Origin of the sequence: Streptomyces sp. NPDC050636 (assembly GCF_040654775.1) — a bacterium.
In the GTDB taxonomy this organism is placed as follows: domain Bacteria; phylum Actinomycetota; class Actinomycetes; order Streptomycetales; family Streptomycetaceae; genus Streptomyces.
In genome coordinates this window covers 63,814-86,292 of the sequence record NZ_JBFAIP010000011.1, presented here as the reverse complement: position 1 = coordinate 86,292, position 22,479 = coordinate 63,814, and the positions used below count along the sequence as shown (strand labels likewise).

Below are 22,479 nucleotides of genomic sequence, written 5' to 3'. Positions count from 1 at the left end.
GTCAGTCGGAGGCGACGAACGTCCGCGCGGCCTTGTCGTGCCAGCACTGCCGCCACGGGCGGTCGAACACGCACCAGACGACATTCAGGATGCCGACGGCCAGGACGCCGAGCACGCCGTACACCAGCCAGCGCTTGATCGCCGCGCCGACGCCCGGGCTGTCATGGCCCTCGATGTCCAGCACCCGCACCTTGCACAGCTTCTTGCCGAGGGTGCGGCCCCACTTGACGGTGGGCAGCACCTCGTAGAGCCCGCCGCCGATCAGCAGCACGGCCAGCACGACGCCGAGGAGCGGGGCGGTGGTGCCGTCGAGCAGATAGACCGTCACCTGGCGGCCGGACTGCTTGGCCGCCTCGACCTTGGCGTCGATGTGGTCCGTGACGGTGCCCCACAAGGGGACGGCGACCGCGGCGGTGGCCGCGGCGACCACCAGCGTGTCGATCAGCCGGGCCGCGAACCGGCGGCCGAGGCCGGCCGGGCGGCCCTCCTCGGCCTGGAAGGCGGCGGAGAAGGCATCGGCGGTCGGCGGCTTCCAGGGGATGACGCCGTCGTCGCCCGGCGCACCGGCCGGGGCACCGCCCTGCGGCGGGAAGCCGGCCGACGGGGCAGGTGCCTGCCGGGCGGCCGGGGCCTGGGCGGCGGGCGCCTGCTGACCGGGGTGCTGCGCGGAGTTCTGCGGGTCCGGGCGGCCCTGCGTGCCGACGGACGGCAGCGCCTGCGGGGCGGTGCCGGCGGGCGGGGCGGACTGCCCGGAGCCGCCGCCCGGCGCGACACGGATCGCCATCGTCTCGTTGGCCTTGGCGGCCCCGCCTGCCCCGGCTGCCCCACCTGCGTCCGGCCGTACCGCCCGGATCGCCGTCGTGCCCTGGTCCACAGCGTCGCCGCCACGGCGCCCGCCCGGCTTGACGGCACGGATGGCGACCGTCCCGTCGGCCGGGACGTCGGGCTTACGGGGAGCGGGTGTCGCGGGCGAGGACCCGGACGACGCGGCGGGCGCCTCACCGGACCCGGGCTCGGCGGACCGGTCACCGGACCGCTCGTCGCGCTGCGCCGGCACCGCGCCCCAGGAAGCCGCGCCGGACGGCGTCCCGGACTGCGCCTGGTCGGGCGAACCCCAGGAGATCCGGCGGTCCGCCTCGCCGCCGAAGCCGCTCTGCCGGGAGGCGTCGGCCTGCCAGGAGGCCGCGGGCTCGGGGCTGGTGCCGTGCAGCCTGGCCGGGTCGTCCCAGCTAGCGGCGGGCTGGACGCCGGGCATCGCGGTGTCGCCGTCCGCCGTCTCGTCCAGGAAGACCGGTCCGGTCTCCTCGACCGCGGGCCGGGCCGGGGCGGGCGCCGGGGCCACGCCGGGCGGCGGGGCGGGCATCGCCTCGCCCTCGGCCGGCGCCGGCCGGCTGGTGCCGGGGACCCATGCGGCACCGTTCCAGTACCGGATGTAGCCGGGGATGGACGGGTCCGGGTAGAAGCCTGGCGTAGGGCTGTCGCCGGCGGATCCTGAGGTAGGGGCGCTCATGTCCGAAGTCCCGTATCTGTGCTCGGCCTGGTGGGTGTGGGGTGCAGTCTGCCGCAACGCAGCGTCCACATCTATCAGACCCCCGGTCGCATCGTTGCCGTCCCCCGGCCACGACCACCTGGAAGAGGTCCGCAAAAAAAGTTGTGCGAAGTCGCGTAATGGTCCGGCGGGCGGCGCCTCTCTCTGTGTGCGGGCCCGTTCCGGGCGCCCGCACAGCGAGATCAGAGAGGCGGACGTGATGCACACCGTGGTGGAACGAGAAATCGAACTGGGCCTGGTCCTGGCGCCGGAGCAAAGCATTCCGGTGCCGGCCCGGCTGACCTACCGGACGGATGACCCGTATGCCGTCCATGTCACCTTTCACATCGGTTCGGACTCCCCCGTCAACTGGACGTTCGCCCGCGAACTGCTCGTCGAGGGCGTGTTCCGGCCGTGCGGCCACGGGGACGTCCGGGTCTGGCCGACGAAGCTGGACGGCCGCAGCGTGGTCTGCATGGCACTGTCCTCACCGGACGGCGACGCCCTGCTGGAGGCCCCCGCCGCCGCGGTCTCCTCATGGCTGGAGCGCACGCTGCGGGTGGTGCCCCCGGGGTCCGAGCAGGGGCATCTGGGCATCGACAAAGGGCTGAGCGAACTGCTCGCCATGACGCCGCGCGACAACCTGTGGCCGACCGACCCCTGGCCGTCGGACGAGTCCCCGGAGGCCGGGGCGTAACGGCGTGGCCGCTACGGCCTCTCCAAGGGGAAAAGCGTGGGAGAGGTTGCCGGCGCAGCGGGCCGCGGCCGCGCCGCGCCGGCGACTCTCATGACCTGCCCGACCGCCCATGACATGACCTGCCCGACCGCTCCCGAAACCGAGCTCAACATCCGCATGCGCAGGGCGAGTCGGCACCCGGTCCGGGCCCGCTCAGCCCCGGTACGCCTCCAGCAGCCGCAGCCACACCTCGCTGATCGTCGGGAAGGCGGGCACCGCGTGCCAGAGGCGTTCGACGGGGACCTCGCCGGCGACCGCGACCGTCGCGGAGTGCAGCAGCTCGCCCACTCCCGGGCCGACGAAGGTGGCGCCGAGCAGCACCTCGCGGTCCAGATCCACGACCATCCGGGCCCGGCCCCGGTAGCCATCGGCGTAGAGCGACGCGCCCGCCACGGCACCCAGATCCTGGTCGACGACGCGGGTCCGGTATCCGGCGCGCTCCGCCTGGGCGGCGGTCAGGCCCACCGAGGCGGCTTCGGGGTCGCTGAAGACGACCTGCGGGACGGCGGCGGTGTCCGCAGTGGCCGTGTGCGCGCCCCAGCGGTCGGACTCCAGGATCGGCACCCGCCGCGCGCGGGCGGCGATGGCGGCACCGGCGATCCGGGCCTGGTATTTGCCCTGGTGGGTCAGTAGGGCGCGGTGGTTGACGTCGCCGACGCCGTAGAGCCAGCCGCCGGTCACCGCCGGCACCCGGCAGCTGTCGTCGACGTCCAGCCAGGAGCCGGGTTCCAGGCCCACGGTCTCCAGGCCGAGGTCGTCGGTGCGCGGGGCGCGGCCGGTCGCGATGAGGAGTTCATCCGCCACGATCTCGTCGCCGGAATCCAGCACGACGGTCACCACGCCGCCCGGCGCCTCGCGGCGTACCTCGCGTACAGCGACTCCGGTGCGCAGGAACACGCCCGCCTCGGCGAGCGATTCGGCGACCAGGCGGCCGGCGAACGGCTCCATCCGGGGCAGCAGTCCGTCGCCGCGTACGAGCAGGGTCACGGAGGCGCCCAGGGCTCGCCAGGCGGTGGCCATCTCGACGCCGACGACGCCGCCGCCGACGATCACCAGACGGCCCGGCACATCCTTCGCGCTGGTCGCGTCGCGGCTGGTCCAGGGCTTGGCGGCGGCCAGTCCGGGGATGTCGGGCAGCACCGCGCGACTGCCGGTGCAGACCGCGACGGCGTGCCGCGCGATGAGCACCTGGCCGTCGTCGACGGCCACCCGCCGGGGCCCGGCCAGCCGCCCGTGTCCCCGCACCAGGTCGATGCCGGCCGAATCCAGCCACCGCACCTGCCCGTCGTCGTTCCAGTGGGAGGTGAAGGCGTCACGGTGGGCGAGGACGGCGGGTGTGTCCAGGGGGCCGGTCACCGCGTCCCTGAGGCCGGGAACCTGGCGCGCGTCGGAGCGGGCGGTGACCGGGCGCAGCAGGGCCTTGCTGGGGATACAGGCCCAGTAGGAGCATTCGCCGCCGACCAGTTCGCTCTCCACGAGCACCGCGCTCAGTCCGGCGGCGTGCGCACGGTCGGCGAGGTTCTCGCCGGTCGGGCCGCCTCCCAGGACCACGACGTCGTATTCCCCCAAGCTCTCAAGGAGCAGGGAGGGACCCCCATCGTCGGCGGCTTGAGTCGCTTCGGTCGCTGCCATCGGCTCATCGCTCCCTGGGTCGGGGGAGGGACTGTGCGGACACTCCCTAGGGCCATCCTCAGGCCCGGGGGCCGTCAGCGCATCCGGCGTTCGACCGCTTCCTTGGCCTCCACGAGGCCGGAGCCGGTGAGTTCACGGTGCAGCTTGATGGCCTGGATCTTCTTGCCCTGGAGCAGCAGCTCGTCGATCTCGGCCATCCCGGAGTCCTCCGGCTCCTCGACGCCGAGGTTGGCCAGCAGCAGATCGACCTTGTGCTCCAGGCGCTGGATCCTGCGGTCCAGGAGCTTGGTGCGGCGGGCGGTGTCCGCGCCGCCGCCGGCCAGGGAGACGATGAGAATCGCGAGCACTATCCACGGAAAGTAGTTGTCCATGGCCGAATTCTATGAGGTCACAGTGTGGGGCATGGACACGACAGCCACCGGGGCGCGTCAGCGCATCAGCCCCTCGACGACTTCCTTGGCCCCCGCGATTCCCGCGCCCAGTCCGGCCTCCGGCAACGCGTGTCCGGGATGGCGGCTCAGAAGAGCTTTCCGGGATTGAGCAGGCCCAGCGGGTCGAACACGTCCTTGATGCCGCGCTGCAACTCCACACCCACCGGCCCCAGTTCGCGCGCCAGCCACTCCTTCTTCAGTACGCCGACACCGTGTTCGCCGGTGATCGTGCCGCCCAGTTCGAGGCCGAGCGCCATGATGGCGTCGAACGACTCGCGTGCCCGGCGGGACTCGTCGGCATCGGCGGCGTCGAAGCACACGGTCGGATGGGTGTTGCCGTCGCCCGCGTGCGCGCAGACACCGATGGTGAGGCCGTATTTCCCGGCGATGGCGGCGGTGCCCTCCAGCATCGCGGCCAGCTGCGAGCGCGGCACACAGACATCGTCGATCATCGTCGTGCCCTTCACCCGCTCCAGGGCGGTCAGCGTCAGCCGCCGGGCCTGCAACAGCATGTCGGACTCGGCGGCGGTCTCGGCCGGGACGACCTGGGTGGCGCCCGCCGCGGTGCACAGCTCACCGAGGGCGGCGAGGTCGACGGCCGGGTCGGGGGTGTCGAAGGCGGCGAGGAGCAGGGCTTCCGTGCTGTCCGGGAGGCCCATCTTCGCCATGTCGTTGACGGCGCGGACGCTCGTACGGTCCATGAGTTCGAGCAGCGAGGGGGCGTGCCCGCGGGCCATGATCTCGCAGACGGCCTCGCAGGCGGCCGCGACGGAGGGGAACTCGGCGGCCAGCGCGAGCTGTTGGGGCGGCTCCGGCTTGAGGGCGAGGACGGCGCGTACGACGATGCCGAGGCTGCCCTCGGAGCCGACGAACAGGCGGGTGAGGTCATAGCCCGCGACGCCCTTGGCGGTACGGCGGCCGGTCGTCAGCAGCCGCCCGTCGGCGAGGACGACATCCAGCCCGAGGACGTACTCGGCGGTGACGCCGTACTTGACGCAGCACAGGCCGCCGGACGCGGTACCGATGTTTCCGCCGATCGAGCACTGCTCCCAACTGGAGGGATCCGGCGGGTAGTAGAGGCCGTATGCGTTGACCGCCCGGGAGAGGACGGCGTTGATGACACCGGGCTCGACGACCGCGATCCGGTCGACCGGGTTGATCTCGATGATCCGGTCCATCTTGACCAGGGAGAGCACGATGCAGCCGTCGGACGCGTTGGCGGCACCCGACAGCCCCGTACGCGCCCCCTGCGGGACGACCGGGACGCGCAGCTCGGTGGCGGTGCGCATGACGTGCTGGACCTGCTCGACGGTACGCGGCAGCACGACGACAGCAGGCGTACCGGCCTCGCAGAAGCTCGCCATGTCGTTGGCGTAGGAGCCGGTGATGCCGGGGTCCGTGAGGATCGCTTCCTCCGGAAGGCCGGCGCGCAGGCGTGCTATGAGGTCCGTGTCGTCCATAACGCCCAGCGTCGCATCCGTGGGCCCTACAAGGAAGGCGGACCTGCCGGTCACCGGGTGCCTGGAAGCGCCACGGCGGGCACCCGGCGACGTTCGGCTAGGGCCTGACCCACCGGACAGGCCCTAGAGATTCCCGCGCAGCTCCTGCTCCCGCTCGATCGCCTCGAACAGCGCCTTGAAGTTGCCCTTGCCGAAGCCCAGGGACCCGTGCCGCTCGATCATCTCGAAGAAGACGGTCGGGCGGTCCTGGACCGGCTTGGTGAAGATCTGCAGCAGATAGCCGTCCTCGTCGCGGTCGGCGAGGATCTTCAGCTCACGCAGTTCGTCGATCGGCACGCGGGTGTCGCCGACCCACTCGCCGAGCGTGTCGTAGTACGAGTCGGGCACATCGAGGAATTCGACGCCCGCGGCCCGCATCTGACGGACCGTCGTCACGATGTCGTTCGTGGCGAGGGCGATGTGCTGCACACCGGGACCGCCGTAGAACTCCAGGTATTCGTCGATCTGCGACTTCTTCTTGGCGATGGCCGGCTCGTTGATCGGGAACTTGACCTTCTTCGTGCCGTCCGCGACGACCTTGGACATCAGCGCGGAGTACTCGGTGGCGATGTCGTCGCCGACGAACTCCTTCATGTTGGTGAAGCCCATGACCTCGTTGTAGAAGGCCACCCACTCGTTCATCTTGCCGAGCTCGACATTGCCCACGCAGTGGTCGATCGCCTGGAAGAACCGTTTCTTCGGAGGTTCGACGACCGGCCCGACGGGCGCGAAGCCCGGCAGGTACGGCCCGTCGTAGCCGGAGCGCTCGACGAGCGTGTGCCGCGTCTGCCCGTAGGTGGCGATGGCGGCCCGTACGACCGTGCCGTACTCGTCCTTGGTCTCGTACGGCTCCTCCAGGCCGGTCGCGCCGTGCTCGACGGCGTAGGCATAGGCGGCACGGACGTCGGGGACCTCGACGGCGAGGTCGATGACGCCGTCACCGTGCGCGGCGACATGGTCGGCCAGGAAGCGGCCCCACTCCGTCGTGGGCTTGATGACGGAGGTGAAGACGAACCGGGCACCGCCGGATTCGAGCACATAACTCGCGGTCTCGCGGCTGCCGTTCTCCGGTCCCGCATAGGCGACGCGCTTCATACCGAAAGCGGTGGAGTAATAGTGCGCGGCCTGTTTGGCGTTGCCGACGGCGAAGACGACCGCGTCCATCCCCTTGACCGGGAAGGGATCCGCCTGCCGAGCCGTGCCGGGTGTGGACTGGGAGTACATCGTGGTGTCTGCCATGGTCGCAGAGTCTCTCCGTTCCACAAGGTGCGCAATAGTTTGTGAAACTGCTGGGCATTATGCATAGCGGTCAGGCGGATCAGCCGGGCTATCTGTACATCATGACCATCGAAAACGGAGGTACCGGCGATGGCGATCGATCATTTGGACGGGGCCCTTCTGGAGCTGCTCGCCCGGGAGCCGCGGATCGGCGTCCTGGAGGCGTCCCGGCGGCTCGGAGTGGCGCGCGGGACGGTGCAGGCACGGCTCGACCGGCTTCAGTCGAATGGCGTGATCAGGGGCTTCGGGCCGGACGTGGACCCGGCCGCGCTGGGCTATCCGGTGACCGCATTCGCCACACTTGAGATCAAACAGGGTCAAGGAAACGACGTACGCGCCCACTTGGCGACCGTTCCCGAGGTGCTGGAGCTGCATACAACGACCGGACATGGGGACATGCTCTGCAGGCTTGTCGCCAGGTCCAACGCCGATCTGCAGCGCGTGATCGATCGTGTTGTGGGTTTTGATGGCATCGTGCGGGCTTCGACGGCAATCGTCATGGAAAATCCGGTTCCATTGCGGATCATCCCGCTGGTGAAGCAGGCGGCGGGAGACTGACCCGAGGAGAGCGCCGAGTGAGCTTCTGGGAGTACGTCGGCAACCGGCACACCCAGCTGCTGACGGACACGTATCAGCACGCCAGCGCGGTGTTCCAGTGCATGGTGATCGCCACCGTGCTGGGGGTCGTCCTCGGTGTGATCACCTACCGCAGCGACTGGGCGGGCAGCCTCGCCACCACCACGACCGCCACGATCCTGACCATCCCCTCGCTGGCCCTGATCGGTCTGCTGATCCCGATCGTCGGCCTCGGCGTCGCCCCCACCGTCATCGCGCTGACCCTGTACGGGCTGCTGCCGATCGTCCGGAACGCCATCGTCGGGCTGCGCGGGGTGGATCCGGCGCTGGTCGACGCCGCCAAGGGCATCGGCATGTCGCGCGCCGCCCGGCTCTTCCGGGTCGAACTGCCGCTGGCCTGGCCGCCGATCCTCACCGGCATCCGTGTCGCCACCCAGATGCTGATGGGCATCGCCGCGATCGCCGCCTACGCCTCGGGCCCCGGCCTCGGCAATGAGATCTTCCGCGGCATCGCCTCGCTGGGCAGCGCGAACGCGCTCAACCAGGTGCTCTCCGGCACCGTCGGAATCGTCATCCTCGCCCTTCTCTTCGACGCCGCATACGTCCTGATCGGACGTCTGACCATCCCCAGGGGGATCCGTGCCTGAGACGTCCGGGACGAACGGCGGGAAGGCCGCCGGGCCGACCGCCTCCGGGGCCAGAATTCAGCTGGAGAATCTGACGAAGATCTACCCCGGGAACCCCGGCCCGGCGGTGGACAACGTCAACATGGAGATCAAGGCCGGCGAGCTGGTGATCTTTGTGGGGCCGTCGGGCTGCGGCAAGTCCACCACCCTCAAGATGATCAACCGGCTGATCGAGCCGACGTCCGGGCGGATCCGGATCGGCGACGAGGACGTCACCGACATCGACCCGGTCAAGCTGCGCCGCAAGGTCGGCTACGCCATCCAGCAGTCCGGCCTCTTCCCCCATATGACGGTCGCCCAGAACATCGCGCTGGTACCGAAGATGACCGGCTGGCCCAAGGCGAAGATCAACAGCCGGGTCGAGGAAATGCTCGACCTCGTCGGCCTGGACCCGGCCGAATTCCACGGCCGCTATCCCCGCCAGCTCTCCGGCGGCCAGCAGCAGCGGGTCGGCGTCGCCCGCGCGCTCGCCGCCGACCCGCCCGTCCTGCTGATGGACGAGCCGTTCGGCGCCGTCGACCCGATCACCCGCGATCACCTCCAGGACGAGCTGATCCGGCTCCAGCACGAACTCCACAAGACCATCTGTTTCGTCACCCATGACTTCGACGAGGCGATCAAGCTCGGCGACCGGATCGCGGTGCTCCGCGAGCACTCGCACATCGCCCAGTTCGACACCCCCGAAGCCATCCTCACCAACCCCGCGGACGACTTCGTCTCCGGCTTCGTGGGCGCCGGCGCCGCCCTCAAGCGGCTCAACCTCACCCGCGTACGGGACGTCGGCATCGTCGACTTCCCGACCGCCGGGATCGACGACTCCCTGGAGTCCATCACCGAGCTGCTGCGCTCCGGCTCCACCAACGAGGTGCTGCTGCTCGACCCGAACCGCCGCCCGTACAAATGGCTGCGCCGCGGCGATCTGGCGCGCGCCAAGGGCACGCTGGCGCAGGCCGGCACGCCCGTGCACGACACGGTGACCCGGGACGCGACGCTGCGCGACGCCCTGGAGGCGGTGCTCACCGACAGCGCCGGCCGGGTCGCGGTCACCGGACGGCGCGGCGAATACATCGGGGTGGTCGACATGGAGACGCTGATGAGCAACGTCCACCAACTGCTGGAGGCGGACCGCCTGGACGCCGTCGAGCACCGGAACCAGCTCGACGAACGGAGCACCGGCCGGACCCAGCCGGCGCAGGAGGGCCTGGACGCATGAGCCCTCGCGACGAGAGCAGCCGGCGGGAGGAGCGGCGGCCGCCCGGCGGGCACACGGTGGACAGTCTGGTCCGCCTCGACAACACCGATATCGAGGAACGGGAGATCGCGACCGGGGAGACCCCCACCCCGTCCGCCCGCGGCGGCCGCCGCATCACCTGGCAGAAGTGGACCTTCATGCCGGCCTTCCTGGCCGCCGCGCTGCTCGCCACCTGGCTGTGGTTCAACAGCACCACCCTGGACTCCATCGCCCACCAGGCGGTCGACAACGGCAAGGTGGGGCTGGCGCTGCGCCAGCACATCCAGCTCACCGCGGTCTCCACCTTCTTCGTACTGATCATCGCGATCCCGCTGGGCATCGCGCTGACCCGGGCCAGGCTGCGCAAGGCCACCCCCGTCGTGATGGCAATCGCCAACCTCGGCCAGGCCGTCCCGGCCCTGGGCCTGCTGGTCCTGCTGGTCATCTGGCTCGGGATCGGCGCCCGCTCCGCGATCGTCGGTATGGTCGGCTACGCCGTGCTGCCCGTCCTGGCCAACACCGTCGCCGGTCTGCGCGGCATCGACCCGGCGCTGACCGAGGCCGCCCGCGGTATCGGCATGTCCCCCCACGGTGTCCTGACCAAGGTCGAACTCCCCCTGGCCGTACCGCTGATCCTGGCCGGCGTACGCACCGCACTCGTGCTGAATGTCGGCACCGCGACGCTGGCCACCTTCGGCGGTGGCGGCGGCCTGGGCGACCTGATCTCGGCGGGCATCGTCACCCAGCGGATGCCCGTACTGATCCTGGGTTCGGTGCTGACGGTGGCGCTCGCTCTGCTGGTCGAATGGCTGGCGTCGCTGGCCGAACTACTGCTGCGACCGCGCGGCCTGGAGGTGACGAGCTGATGGCGCTCCCCGGACCCCGCCGGCGCCCGCGTCCCCGCGCGGCCGCCGTGGCGCTGGTCGCCCTGCTCGCCGTCGCCGGACCGAGCGGCTGCGGGCTGGTCAGCGGCAGCCCGCTGACCGATGACGTCAAGCCCGGCACGGTCGGCCGGGGCCTGCCCCTCAAAGATGCCCAACTCACGGTCACCTCCAAGGAGTTCACCGAGAACATCATCCTGGGCCAGATCATGGGCCTGGTCTTCGAGGCGGCCGGCGCCACCGTCATCGACAAGACCAACGTCCAGGGCACGATCGGCGCCCGCGAGGCGGTGCGGACCGGTACCGCGGACGGCATGTACGAGTACACCGGCACCGGCTGGATCACCCACCTCGGCCATGTGAAACCGATCCCCGACATGCACGAACAGTGGATGGCGGTGCGCGACGCGGACCGCGCCAACGGCATCGCCTGGCTGCCGCAGGCCCGCCTCAACAACACCTACGCGCTGGCGCTGAACGCCGCCAACGAGAAGAAGTACGGCGTCAGGAACCTCTCGGACGTCGCCGCGCTGCTGAAGAAGGACCCCGACGCGGTCACCCTGTGCCTGGGGAACGAGTTCGCCACCCGCGACGACGGCCTGCCCGGCATGGCGAAGAAGTACGGCATGAAGATCCCCTCTGCCAACGTCCGCAAGATGGCCGACGGCGTCGTCTACACCGAGGTCTCCCAGGGACGGTCCTGCACGTTCGGCGCGGTCGCCACGACCGACGGCCGCATCAAGGCGATGGGCCTGGCCGTCCTGGCCGACGACAAGCGCTTCTTCCCGAACTACAACGCGGCACCCGAGATGAACGCCGCGACGATGAAGAAGTACCCGCAGATCGCCGCGCTGCTCGCCCCCGTCACCAAGGCCCTCGACAACACCATCGCCCAGCAGCTCAACCGCAAGGTCGACGTGTACGGCGAGGACCCGCACGAGGTCGCCAAGGACTGGCTGATCAAGGAGGGGTTCATCAAGGAGGGCTGATTTGGGGGCCGGACCTGCTCAGCTTCCGGTCAGCAGGTGGGGACCTTGCCCCCGGCCCGCAGGGCCTTGAGGGCGTTCACCGCGCCGTCCAGGGTGGTGACGGGGATCAGCCGCATGCCCTTGGGGAGCTCCACGCGGGCGTCCGTGCACTCCTTCTCGGGGACCATGAAGACCGTGGCGCCGTCGCGGTGCGCGGCCTGCGTCTTGAGCGGTACACCGCCGACCGCGCCGACCTTGCCACCCGCGGTGATGGTGCCGGTACCCGCGACGATCCTGCCGCCGGTCAGGTCGTGGCCCGCGCCGTCACCGTCCAGCTTGTCGACGATGCCGAGGGCGAACATCAGGCCGGCGCTGGGCCCGCCCACGTCCTGGAGGCTCAGCTTGACCTTGACGTCCTTGAGGTCCTCGACGTCCCCGGCGGACCTGCGGAGCCGGCCCAGCGCGGCGCTGGTGGCGGTGGCCTGGGACTCCTTCATCTGCTCCGCGTTGTGCTCCGCGATCTCCTCGGTGCTGTCGCCCACGGGGTAGACCGCCTCGCGCGGCATCACGGCCTCGTCGGTACGGGACCAGCCCTTGAGGACGTCCAGCAGGCGGACGGAGGCCTCCGGACCCGTGGCGACGATCGAGGTCATCCGCAGCTGGCCGCTGGTCCGGCGGGTGTCGGCGTCGGTGATCGTGATCACCGGCTTGCCCTTGTCGTCACCGAGGACATTCGCCGTCATGCCCGGATACGCGACCGAGAACGGCAGCGGCGCGAGGGCGGCGGTGAGGAGGAGAGCGAGGACGAAGGCGATGCAGAGCGCCAGGGCGCGGGTGCGTGCAGACACCCAGCCACCATAAGTGACCACCGCACCACCGGCCTCTCGCGGCGCTGTGGCCTCACCACAGCGCCACAGGCTCACCACACGGCCGCCTCGTGATCATGAGGGCATCGCTCGGCGCAGGGCCTCGGCACGCCGTCGCCTCAGCCCTTCACCGCGTCAGCGCAGCGCCTCGGCCACCTCGCGGGCCGCGTCGACCACCCGCGGCCCGACCCGTTCGGAGACGGTGTCCGAGAGCATCACCACACCGACGCTCCCCTCGATGCCGCTCACCCCGAGCAACGGCGCCGCCGCCCCGCTCGCACCCGCCTCCAACTCCCCGTGGGTCAGGGCGAGTCCGGCGTCCTGGGTTCTGCCCTGGCGGCCCTTGAGGATGGCCCGGCCGGCGGCCCCCCGGTCCAGCGGGTGACGGAATCCGGCCCGGTAGGCGACGTGGTAGTCGGTCCAGGTCGGCTCCACGACGGCGACGGCCAGCGCTTCGGTGCCGTCGACGAGGGTGAGATGCGCGGTGGCGCCTATGTCCTCGGCGAGCGAGCGCAGCGCGGGCAGCGCGGCCTCTCTGACGAGCGGATGCACCTGGCGGCCCAGGCGCAACACGCCTAGGCCGACCCGGGCCCGGCCGCCGATGTCGCGGCGTACCAGAGCGTGCTGCTCCAGGGTCGCGAGCAGGCGGTAGACCACGGTGCGGTTGACGCCGAGCTTGTTGGACAGCTCGGTGACGGTCAGCCCGTGGTCGGTGTCGGCGAGCAGTTTGAGGACACGCAGTCCTCGGTCGAGCGTCTGGGAGGTCTCCGCGGTCACGACGCCCCCTCCTCATGTGAGTGGCGGCTTTGCATGACGCGCTGCAAGTCACGGAGCAGCGCGCGCAAGAGGCCGCCGGCCGCTTGGCACCGGCTGCGCTCCGCGGCGGCGCTGCCACGGGGCGTGTGCGTGACGGGGACAGTAGCGAGCCAGTCCGGTCAGCGGAAGAGTCCGTCCAGAATCCGGTCTTCCGCGCCCGGAATATCCCGACTGATCCCTACGCAGGCGCCCCAATACCCTTCAGCGAGGGCTGGTTCGTTATCCCGCCGTTACGGGAGGGGCGGGCAGGAACGGCCGATAACGGGCAGGGACGGCGCACGTCGTACGGTGCGCCGTCCTCGTGTCAGCCCCTCACCGCATCCGGGTGGCCCACTCCTGGACCTTCTTGATCCGCTCGCGCAGCTGCCCGGCGGTGGCCTCCGCGCTCGGCGGTCCGCCACACACCCGCCGCAGCTCGGTATGGATCACCCCGTGCGGTTTACCGCTCTGGTGGACATACGCCCCCACCAGCGTGTTGAGCTGCTTGCGCAGCTCCAGCATCTCCTTGTGCGTGACCACCGGCCGCCGCTCGGCCGGCAGCTCCAGCAGATCCGCCTCCGCGTCCGGCTTCTTCTTGCTGTGCGCTATCTGCCGGGCCTGCCGCTTCTGCAGCAGCATCTGCACCTGGTCGGGCTCCAGCAGCCCGGGAATGCCGAGGTAGTCCTGCTCCTCCTCGCTGCCCGCGTGCGCCTGCATGCCGAATTCGGCACCGTCGTAGAGCACCCGGTCGAAGACCGCCTCCGACTCCAGCGCCTCGAACGAGAACTGCTCCTGCTCCCCGGTGTCCTCGTCCTGCGCCTTGTTGGCCTCGTCCATCTCCTTCTCGGACTCGGCGTACGGGTCCTCCTCGCCGTCCTTCTTCGGCTTGTCGAGCACATGATCGCGCTCGACCTCCATCTCGTTGGCGAAGCCCAGCAGCATGGGGACGGTGGGCAGGAAGACGGAGGCCGTCTCGCCGCGCTTGCGGGACCGCACGAAGCGGCCCACCGCCTGCGCGAAGAACAGGGGCGTCGAGATCGTCGTGGCGTAGACACCCACCGCCAGCCGCGGCACGTCGACACCCTCGGACACCATCCGCACCGCGACCATCCAGCGGTCGTGCGACTGCGCGAAGTCGTCGATGCGCTGCGAGGCACCGCTGTCGTCGGAGAGGACGAGGGTGGCGCCCTCCCCGGTGATCTCCCGGATCAGCTTCGCGTACGCGCGGGCCTGCTCCTGGTCGGAGGCGATCACCAGCGCCCCGGCGTCCGGGATGGCCTTGCGGACCTCGGTCAGCCGCTGGTCGGCGGCGCGCAGCACATTCGGCATCCAGTCGCCGCGCGGATCCAGCGCGGTGCGCCAGGCCTGCGAGACCGCGTCCTTGGTCATCGGCTCGCCCAGCCGCGCCGCGATCTCGTCGCCCGCCTTGGTCCGCCAGCGCATGTTGCCGCTGTAGGAGAGGAAGATGACCGGCCGGACGACGCCGTCGGCGAGCGCGTTCCCGTATCCGTAGGTGTAGTCGGCGGAGGACCGCCGGATGCCGTCGTTCCCCTCCTCGTACTGCACGAACGGGATCGGGTTGGTGTCGGACCGGAACGGCGTGCCGGTGAGCGTCAGCCGCCGGGTGGCCGGCTCGAACGCCTCAAGGCAGGCCTCGCCCCAGGACTTGGAGTCACCGGCGTGGTGGATCTCGTCCAGGATGACCAGCGTCTTGCGCTGTTCGATCCGGTTGCGGTGCAGCATCGGCCGTACGCCGACGCCCGCGTACGTCACCGCCACGCCGTGGTAGTCACGGCCCAACGGGCCCGCGCTGTACTCCGGGTCGAGCTTGATACCTATCCGGGCCGCCGCCTCCGCCCACTGCTTCTTCAGATGCTCGGTCGGCGCGACGACCGTCACCTGCTGCACGACGTGGTGGTGCAGCAGCCACGAGGCGAGGGTGAGCGCGAAGGTCGTCTTGCCGGCGCCGGGCGTCGCGACGGCGAGGAAGTCCTTGGGCTGGGTCTGGATGTACCGGTCCATGGCCGCCTGCTGCCAGGCACGCAGTTTGTTCGCGGTACCCCAGGGGGCCCGGCCCGGGAAGGCCGGGGACAGGTGGTGGTTACTGGTGGCGCTGGTGGTGGTAGTCACGGTCTCCGTCGGGCTGATTCGGCGATCGGCAACCGCGTCAGCCTACCCGTGCGCGCGTTCACGCTTGGGGGGTACGGCACCGGGTCACCCGGGGGTGGGACCGAGGTCACATCGCGCGTGCCGGGTTTGCGGGCGCCGTCACCTCGCTTCGTGCAGGGCTCGCAGCCTTCGCGCGATCTCCCGTACGTCGTCGAGCGCACCTGCGGCGACGGCGATGACCAGGTCGTACGCCGTGTCCTGGTCGGCCTCGGCGAGATCGACCCCGTTCACCGCGAGGAAGACCGCGGCGGACAGCCAGGCGGTGCGCTTGTTGCCGTCGACGAAGGGGTGGTTGGCCGCGATGGCGTGCAGCAGCACCGCCGCCTGCTCGTGGACGTCCTCGTATGCCGAGACCCCGAACATCCGGGCGCGCGGGCGGTGTACGGCCGACGCCAGCAGGCCGGGCGCGCGCAGCGCGGGCTCCTCGCCGCAGGCGTGCCGCGCCAGGGCGGTGACCTCGGCGAGGGTGAGGTGGCGGGTGGGGTGAACGGGGTGGGTGGGCCGGCTGGAATCCCCCGGGGTGGCATCCGGGGCGTGGTTCGGGGCATCGGCCCGCCGGCCGGTCATGCGCCCAACCTCCGCAGCAGCTCGGCATGCCGGGTGGCCAGCCGCTCGGCGACCGCCCCGACCGCCGCCGCCTCGTCGCGCAGCCGCTGCCGTACGGCGTCCAGCACGGCCTCGTCGGGGGTGAGCCCGCGAGCGTCGGCGAAATCACGCCACGCCCCCCACTCGGCGTCGGGGATGCGGAGGGTCAGTTCGGGCATGGCGGGCTCATTCCTGTGCGGGAGGGGCGGGTTCGCCAGCCTTCCAGGCCCGGTGCCCGGCCCGCGCTCGATTTACCGCCCCGCTGGCTTCAGGCGGGCCCCCACGCCCGCGCCCACCGCCGCGACCACCGCCATCGCGGCGAAGACGGCGACGAAGGCCGCGGGGTGGCTCGCCGAGCCGCCTCCGTCGCCGGCTGCCGCTGCGGCTGCCGCCTCGCCACCCGCCGCAATCGAGCCACCGCCGAACGCCACGAACAGCACCCCGCCGAGGCCGACAAAGGTGACGTTGCCCAGCGCATCCGACATCTGCAATGACGCGGAGTTGCTGCCCGCCTCCTCCGGCCGGGACAGCTTCAGCAGCAGTACGCCGCCACTGGAGATGTTGAGGCCCATGCCGAAGCCGCCGAGTGTCCAGGCCGCCGCGACGATCCACACCGGCACACCGTCGACCAGTGCCAGCGGCACCATGACGATGGCCGCCGCCAGGAGCACCATGCCCAGGCCCATCAGCCGCTCCCGGTACGGCTCCAGCCGCGGCCGGCTCTGCACGTACGAGCCGACTGCCCAGGTCAGCCCGCCGCCGGTGAGGGAGAGGCCGGCGAGCGTCGCGGCCAGCCCGCGCTGGGTGACCAGCATCAGCGGGATGAAGCTCTCCGCCGCGACCAGCGCACCCGCGGCCAGGCCGCGCATCAGCACCACGGACGGCAGCCCGCGCGCCGCCCGGAACGTCCCGCGGGGCAGCAGCCGCGTGATGCCCGGTACCAGCAGCGCAAGGCCGGCGGCCGCGGGCAGCAGCGCGAACCGGCTCGGGTGCTGGCCCGCGTACTGCAGCAGGCACGCGCCCACGGCGACCGCCAGCGCGAGGAGACAGCGCCGGTCGCCCAGGATGTGCCGCGGTCCGCTGCGCGCGCCGGGCTCCGTACGCGGCAGTTTGCGCAGCGCGGGCAGCATCACGGCGAGCGGCAGCAGGATCAGTACGGGGATGGAGAGGAAGACCCAGCGCCAGCCGACGTGTTCGGTGACGGTCCCGGAGACCAGCGGGCCGACGATCACCGGCACCACCCAGGCCGCGGAGAAGGACGCCATGACCGACGCGCGCAGCCGCTCGGGGTAGGCGCGGCTGACGACGACATACAGGGAGACGACCACCAACCCGCCGCCGATGCCCTGCACCCCGCGGCCCGCGATGAACATCCCCATGCTCTGCGCGCCGCCCGCGACCAGCAGCCCCGCGCCGAACGCGGCGATACCGGTGAACAGCGGCGCGAGCGGGCCGCGGCGGTCGCTCCACTCGCCGGAGAGCGCCATGGCGAACAGGCTCGCGGTGAAGAACGCGGAGAACGCGAAGGCGTACAGCCCGATGCCGTCCAGGGCGCGGGCGGCGGCCGGCATCGCGGTGTTCACCGCGCTGGCCTCGAAGGCGACGAGCGAGACGACGGAGATGATGCCGAGGGTGAGCGCGCGGTAGGGCCGGCCGAGCGGCCCCGCCGTACCCGAAGCGTCCTGTTCCCGGGACGGCCCGGGTATGGCGGGGTGGTCGTCGGCGGTCGCGACATCGCTGCCGTTGGCGCTGGCATTGTCGCTGGCGCTGGCGTTGTCGCTGCCGCGGGGGCTCTCGGCGGTCATCTGGCCAGAGTAAGGGCCACTGGGCGGGCGTGCCCCTGTCGGAAGACGGGCATTGCGTCGGGCTTGGGGCCTACGCCGGAGGGTGGGGCGGGGCGGGAGTGGCTGGAGGTGACTGGGCGGGGCGGGAGTGGCTGGGGGTGGCTCCCTCGTGCTCGTGACGGCACGCGGAGGGGGGCGCCCTGCCCGCTCGTGACGGCCGTATGAATGCTCCATGCCGGTGCGCCGGAACCCATGGACTCCTCATCTCCCCCGCCTTAGCCTCGTCCGCCGTTGCCCGACGAACGGAGGAACTCCCATGCGACACAGCCCTTTTGGGGCCCGCGCCGGCAGACGGATCGAGGCCCGGCACGACAGACGGACGGGGCCCCGCGGCAGACGGATCACGGCCCACGCGATCACGTCTCTCGCCGCGCTGGCCCTCGCCCTGCCGGGCTGGGCGGCGCTCGCCCCGGCCGCCCACGCGGCGCCGATCCCGCCCGCCCCGGGGCACCGGCTGGTCCCGCAGTACGAGGGCGCCCCGGCCACCGCCGCCCCGCTCCCCGCGGACCAGGCGCCGCCCCGGCACCCGTATCTGGCCCCCAACGGGCGGGCCGGTATGCACGGGGACGGCGCCAGCAGCGACACCCACCCCTTCCCCGGGCCGCTCGGCGCACGGCCCACCGTCAGCAGCGAGAAGATGGCGGCGCTCGGCGGCGAGTGCGCGACCGTCACCTTCGACGCCGGTGGCCGGATACTCACCGTCTGCGGCACGTTCCAGGGCTTCCGGCTCAAGCTTCTGGACCCGAAGAGCCTGGCCACCCTCGCCGAGTACAAGCTGCCGCAGCGCCCCTCCACCATCGAGGCGATCACCCGGCTCGACTTCTCCAAGATCTTCAAGGACACCTCGGGCGGCGCGTACTTCTACCTCGACCACAAGGACCGCGTCGTCCTCGCCGACTCCCGCCAGCACGTCCTCCGTCTCGCGCACACCCAGTCCCCTTCCGGGGAATGGCAGTTCACGGTCGAGGACGACTGGAACCTGACCCCGTACGTCCCGCACGACTGCGTCGGCTGGACCAACCTCCACCCGCGCGGCGACTGCGATCCGGTGACCGCGGTCCAGCCGGACTGGGATGGCCGGATCTGGTGGGTCACCCGTAAGGGCCGCATCGGCACCATCACCCCGGACGACGGCACGGTGCGTACCACCCGACTGCCCGGCGAGGAGATCCAGAACAGCTTCTCGGCAGCCGAGGACGGTGTCTCCATCGTCTCCGACCACGCCCTCTACAGCCTGCGCGCGGACGCCGACGGCATCCCGCGCGTCCAGTGGCGGCTGCCCTACGACCGCGGTACGGGCGGCAAGCCCGGCTCCATCAACCAGGGCTCCGGCACCACTCCCACCCTGCTCGGCGACGCCGCGCACCCGTACGTGGCCATCACCGACAACGCCGACGACCGCATGAACGTCCTGGTCTACGACCGCCGACCGGACGTCCCCGCCCGCGACCGCCTGATCTGCAAGGTCCCGGTCTTCGGCGCCGGCGCCTCCACCACCGACAACTCCCTGATCGGCTACGGCAACAGCCTCGTCGTCGAGAACAACTACGGCTACGAGAACGTCACCTCGCTGCTCCTGGGCAAGTCGGTGGTCGGCGGCATCACCCGGGTCGATATCCACCCGGACGGCAGCGGCTGCGACACCGTCTGGGAGAGCAGGGAACGCTCCCCGTCCACCGTCGCCAAACTCTCCACCGCCAACGGCCTCCTCTACTACTACACAAAGGAGCCCAACCGCCTGGGCATCGATGCCTGGTACCTGACGGCTGTCGACTTCCGCACCGGCCAAACCCGCTTCAAGCGCCTCACCGGCACCGGCCCCCTCTACGACAACAACTGGGCCCCGATCACCCTCGGCCCGGACGGCACGGCCTACGTCGGCGTCTTCAACGGCCTGATCGCCGTCCGCGACACACCCCGGATGACACACCGGACGGCCGCCCGAACCTCAGGCCGTCCCCATTAACCAACCCCGCAATTCCCCAACCCCGTAATCCCTCAACTCCGCAATTCATGCACCCCGCAATCCCTCAACCCCGCAATTCATGAACCCCGTATTGCAGCCTCATGGCAGCCCGCCCGGCACCCTTGCACCGGCCCCCACCCCGCGGCCTAGAGTCGTGACATCACCTCATCCGGCCGTGTGCCCGAGTGGTTGAGGGGCTCGCCTGCAAAGCGAGTTACGTGGGTTCGAATCCCGCCACGGCCTCGATACGCACGATGCGTACGCCCATGAAGGCGGCCCCAACACCGTGGGGACCGCCTTCATCGGCGTTCAACCCCTCATCGGGCCCGGAGCGCCGACACGAACCGATAGGTGTTCCCGGTGTTCCCGGTCTCCTCCGCGTCCGTCGGCCAGGCAGTCAGCCGCCAACCCCCGGGCCGACCACCCGGCAAGCCCTCAGCCCCGCCCCAGGCCCCAAGCCCGTCCCGCCTACTGCTGCACCACCTGTGCCACCGCCGCCTGCGGCCGGATCGGGAGGCGGCCGATGGGGCGGCCGGTGGCGGCGCGGACCGCCGACGCGACGGCGGCCGGCGAGGTGACGACCGGGATCGCGCTGGCGGCCTTGGCGCCGAACGGCGCGACCACATCGCGCTCCTCGACGAGCTTGACGATCCGGATGTCCGGGGCGTCCAGCGCCGTCGGCAGCGCGTAACCGGTGAAGTCGGGGTGGCGGACCTGGCCACGTGTGGTGCGCAGGTTCTCCATCAGGGCCGCGCCGAGGCCCTGGGTGACGCCGGCCTCGATACGGGCCCGCAGCTGGCGCGGGTTGAGCACCCGGCCCACGTCCTGCGCGACGGACATCTCCACGACCCGGACGGTGCCCAGTTCGATGTCGACATCGGCGACGCAGCGGATCGCGCAGAAGGCCAGGCCGACGAACGCGTCGCCCTGCCCGGTGTCGTCCAGCGGCTCGGTCGGGTGTGGCCGGCACTGGGCGGTGGCCCACAGTTCCTTGCCGTCCAGCGCCTCCGCGACGGTCGTGCTGAGCACCCCGTCATAGGAAGTGATCTTGCCGTCGGTGATCTGGAGCAGCTCGGTGGACATGCCGAACTTGTGCGCCAGGGGTTGGAGGAGCTGCGTACGGACCATCTTGGCGGCACGCTCCACGGCGCCGCCCGAGACCCAGGTGTGACGGCCGTGGCAGGCCGGGCCGGCCGGCGGCTGGTCGGTGTCGACGCCCGCGATGTGCACCTCTTCGATGCCGAGCGTCTCCTGCACGATCTGCCGCGCCAGCGTGGAGAACCCGGAACCGGTCTCGACGGCGGCGCAGATGACGGTGGCGACCGAGCCGCTGACCTTGACGGTGGCGGTGGACACCTCGTCCGCGCCCTCCGCGCCGAGCATGTGCACCATGCCCAGCGCGTAGCCGACGCCGCGGCGTACCGCGCCCGGCTCGCCCGCGCCCTCGGGACCGCCCGGAAGCAGCCACTCCGATTCGGGCGTGTCCTTGGGCAGCTCGGGAAGCGGCGCCTCCTTGACCGCGCGCAGGAGCTCCGCGACCGGGGCCGGGCAGGTGACCGTCTGCCCCGTGGGCAACAGATCGCCGGTGGCCATGACGTTGCGCATCCGGATCTCGTCGGGCTCCAGGCCCAACTGGGCGGCGAGCTTGTCCATCTGGCCCTCGTAGGCGGCGCAGACCTGCATCGCCCCCTCGCCTCGCATATGGCCGGACGGCGGGTTGTTGGTGCGCACCGCCCAGCCCTCGATGACGGCATGCGGGACGACATACGGGCCGCAGGCGAACGAGACGGCGGCGGCCAGCGCGTCGGCGGAGGTGTCCGCGTAGGCACCGGCGTCCATCAGGATCTGCGCCTCCACCTTGACCAGCTTGCCGTCGGCGTCCGCGTGGTGGCGGTAGCGCAGCAGGGTCGGGTGACGGTGGGCGTGCGCGAGGAACGACTCCTCACGGGTGGCGGCGAGCTTCACGGGGCAGCCCGTACGCAGCGCCAGCAGGCCGAGGGAGAGCTGGATACCGGGGTCCTCGCGGTCGGCGGTGGCCCCGGGGACGCCGGTGACGACGACCTTGACGCGCTCCGGGTCCAGTCCGAACGAGGCGGCGGCCAGGTCGCGGTCGGTGTGCGGGTCCGTGGAGGCGGTGTAGATCTCCACACCGCCATCGGGGCGCGGCACCGCGAGTCCGGCCTCGGCCCCGATGGGGGCCGGATCCTGGCGGCCGATCCGGTAGAGGCCCTCGACCATGACCTCGCCGACCGCGTCGGCGTCGCCGAAACGGAGCGGGATGTGCCGGATGAGGTTGCCGTCGGGGTGCAACGGCTCGGCCTCGAAGGCGAGCTGGGGGTCGGTGACGGCGTCCAGGACCTCGTACTCGACGGCGATGGCGGCGGCGGCCAGCCGTGCCGTGTCCGGGTGGTCGGCGGCCACCGCGGCGATCGGCTCACCGTGGTGGCGGACCTCGTCCTTGGCGAAGACCGGGCGGTCGGCGGTGCCCCGGCCGTGTCCGGCGTCCCCGGGGACGTCCTCGTGCGTGACGACGACGCGCACGCCCGGCATCTCCGTCGCGTGCTTGGTGTCGATGGACCGGATCCGCGCGCGCGGGTGCGGCGAGCGCAGCACCGCGGCCCACAGCAGCCCCTCGGCCCACAGGTCGGCGGCGTACGGGAAGGTGCCCTCGGTCTTGGCTGCCGCGTCGGCGGGCGCCAGGGAGACGCCCAGCCCGTGCGGCGGCGGCTCGACGGGCGGGATCGGAACGCCCGCTGCGGGGGTTGCGGTGGCGGCACCGGCACCGGCGCCGTCAGTCATACCGCTCAT

The 22,479-nt window shown here is 71.3% G+C and carries 19 protein-coding genes and 1 tRNA gene; 8 read left to right on the top strand and 12 right to left on the bottom strand.

Annotated features, from left to right (window positions below):
• Position 1: 1 nt before the first annotated feature.
• Positions 2–1,510 carry an RDD family protein gene (locus AB0I10_RS12985; RefSeq protein ID WP_363152471.1) on the bottom strand — a complete coding sequence of 503 codons (1,509 nt, stop codon included), beginning with the start codon at positions 1,508–1,510 and terminating at the stop codon, positions 2–4.
• 238 nt (positions 1,511–1,748) lie between these two features.
• Between AB0I10_RS12985 and AB0I10_RS12980 the strand changes: the two genes are divergently transcribed.
• A complete protein-coding gene (locus tag AB0I10_RS12980; protein ID WP_363152470.1) occupies positions 1,749–2,225 on the top strand; it encodes an SsgA family sporulation/cell division regulator in 477 nt (158 codons plus the stop codon).
• A gap of 192 nt (positions 2,226–2,417) precedes the next feature.
• Here AB0I10_RS12980 and AB0I10_RS12975 read toward each other — a convergent pair whose 3' ends face one another.
• The 4 genes from AB0I10_RS12975 to hppD form a co-directional block, all read right to left on the bottom strand.
• Positions 2,418–3,896 (bottom strand): NAD(P)/FAD-dependent oxidoreductase, encoded by a 1,479-nt coding sequence (locus tag AB0I10_RS12975; protein ID WP_363152469.1) that lies wholly within the window; start codon positions 3,894–3,896, stop codon positions 2,418–2,420.
• Positions 3,897–3,970: 74 nt separating this feature from the next.
• Positions 3,971–4,267: a ribosomal protein L7/L12 gene (locus tag AB0I10_RS12970; protein WP_363152468.1), complete on the bottom strand. Its 297-nt coding sequence runs from the start codon at positions 4,265–4,267 to the stop codon at positions 3,971–3,973.
• A gap of 146 nt (positions 4,268–4,413) precedes the next feature.
• The gene (locus AB0I10_RS12965; protein ID WP_363152467.1) at positions 4,414–5,787 is read right to left on the bottom strand and encodes an FAD-linked oxidase C-terminal domain-containing protein; all 1,374 of its coding nucleotides are present in this window, start codon (positions 5,785–5,787) and stop codon (positions 4,414–4,416) included.
• A gap of 123 nt (positions 5,788–5,910) precedes the next feature.
• Positions 5,911–7,065 (bottom strand): 4-hydroxyphenylpyruvate dioxygenase, encoded by a 1,155-nt coding sequence (hppD, locus tag AB0I10_RS12960; RefSeq protein WP_363152466.1) that lies wholly within the window; start codon positions 7,063–7,065, stop codon positions 5,911–5,913.
• 129 nt (positions 7,066–7,194) lie between these two features.
• Between hppD and AB0I10_RS12955 the strand changes: the two genes are divergently transcribed.
• Genes AB0I10_RS12955 through AB0I10_RS12935 form a run of 5 tightly spaced genes read left to right on the top strand, consistent with a single transcriptional unit; the run spans position 7,195 to position 11,467 of the window.
• Entirely contained in the window at positions 7,195–7,662 is a 468-nt protein-coding gene (locus AB0I10_RS12955) for an Lrp/AsnC family transcriptional regulator (RefSeq protein WP_363152465.1), read from the top strand.
• 17 nt (positions 7,663–7,679) lie between these two features.
• Positions 7,680–8,327 carry an ABC transporter permease gene (locus AB0I10_RS12950; RefSeq protein WP_363152464.1) on the top strand — a complete coding sequence of 216 codons (648 nt, stop codon included), beginning with the start codon at positions 7,680–7,682 and terminating at the stop codon, positions 8,325–8,327.
• A complete protein-coding gene (locus tag AB0I10_RS12945; RefSeq protein ID WP_363152463.1) occupies positions 8,320–9,579 on the top strand; it encodes a betaine/proline/choline family ABC transporter ATP-binding protein in 1,260 nt (419 codons plus the stop codon). The genes AB0I10_RS12950 and AB0I10_RS12945 overlap by 8 nt, the downstream gene beginning before the upstream one ends.
• Positions 9,576–10,463, top strand: a complete 888-nt coding sequence (locus AB0I10_RS12940) for an ABC transporter permease (protein ID WP_363152462.1) — start codon at positions 9,576–9,578, stop codon at positions 10,461–10,463. Before AB0I10_RS12945 ends, AB0I10_RS12940 begins: the two co-directional genes overlap by 4 nt.
• Complete coding sequence (locus AB0I10_RS12935; protein ID WP_363152461.1) at positions 10,463–11,467, top strand: glycine betaine ABC transporter substrate-binding protein; 1,005 nt, start codon at positions 10,463–10,465, stop codon at positions 11,465–11,467. Before AB0I10_RS12940 ends, AB0I10_RS12935 begins: the two co-directional genes overlap by 1 nt.
• Positions 11,468–11,496: 29 nt before the next feature.
• On the opposite strand, the gene AB0I10_RS12930 is transcribed toward AB0I10_RS12935, so the two are convergent.
• The 6 genes from AB0I10_RS12930 to AB0I10_RS12905 all read right to left on the bottom strand — a co-directional run bounded on the left by AB0I10_RS12930 (position 11,497) and on the right by AB0I10_RS12905 (position 17,666).
• Positions 11,497–12,294: a S16 family serine protease gene (locus AB0I10_RS12930; RefSeq protein WP_363152460.1), complete on the bottom strand. Its 798-nt coding sequence runs from the start codon at positions 12,292–12,294 to the stop codon at positions 11,497–11,499.
• A gap of 153 nt (positions 12,295–12,447) precedes the next feature.
• Positions 12,448–13,089 carry a helix-turn-helix domain-containing protein gene (locus AB0I10_RS12925; protein ID WP_363152459.1) on the bottom strand — a complete coding sequence of 214 codons (642 nt, stop codon included), beginning with the start codon at positions 13,087–13,089 and terminating at the stop codon, positions 12,448–12,450.
• A 351-nt stretch (positions 13,090–13,440) separates the two neighbouring features.
• The gene (locus AB0I10_RS12920) at positions 13,441–15,237 is read right to left on the bottom strand and encodes a DEAD/DEAH box helicase (protein WP_363152458.1); all 1,797 of its coding nucleotides are present in this window, start codon (positions 15,235–15,237) and stop codon (positions 13,441–13,443) included.
• Between the two features lie 138 nt (positions 15,238–15,375).
• Positions 15,376–15,843 carry a type II toxin-antitoxin system death-on-curing family toxin gene (locus AB0I10_RS12915; RefSeq protein ID WP_363152457.1) on the bottom strand — a complete coding sequence of 156 codons (468 nt, stop codon included), beginning with the start codon at positions 15,841–15,843 and terminating at the stop codon, positions 15,376–15,378.
• Positions 15,840–16,040, bottom strand: a complete 201-nt coding sequence (locus AB0I10_RS12910; protein ID WP_363152456.1) for a hypothetical protein — start codon at positions 16,038–16,040, stop codon at positions 15,840–15,842. Before AB0I10_RS12910 ends, AB0I10_RS12915 begins: the two co-directional genes overlap by 4 nt.
• A gap of 72 nt (positions 16,041–16,112) precedes the next feature.
• Complete coding sequence (locus AB0I10_RS12905) at positions 16,113–17,666, bottom strand: MFS transporter (protein ID WP_363152455.1); 1,554 nt, start codon at positions 17,664–17,666, stop codon at positions 16,113–16,115.
• A gap of 295 nt (positions 17,667–17,961) precedes the next feature.
• On the opposite strand from AB0I10_RS12905, the gene AB0I10_RS12900 reads away from it, so the two are divergent.
• A complete protein-coding gene (locus AB0I10_RS12900; RefSeq protein WP_363152454.1) occupies positions 17,962–19,671 on the top strand; it encodes a hypothetical protein in 1,710 nt (569 codons plus the stop codon).
• A gap of 171 nt (positions 19,672–19,842) precedes the next feature.
• A tRNA-Cys gene (locus AB0I10_RS12895) sits at positions 19,843–19,914 on the top strand.
• A 225-nt stretch (positions 19,915–20,139) separates the two neighbouring features.
• Here the strand turns inward: AB0I10_RS12895 and AB0I10_RS12890 are convergent.
• Entirely contained in the window at positions 20,140–22,479 is a 2,340-nt protein-coding gene (locus tag AB0I10_RS12890) for a xanthine dehydrogenase family protein molybdopterin-binding subunit (protein WP_363152453.1), read from the bottom strand.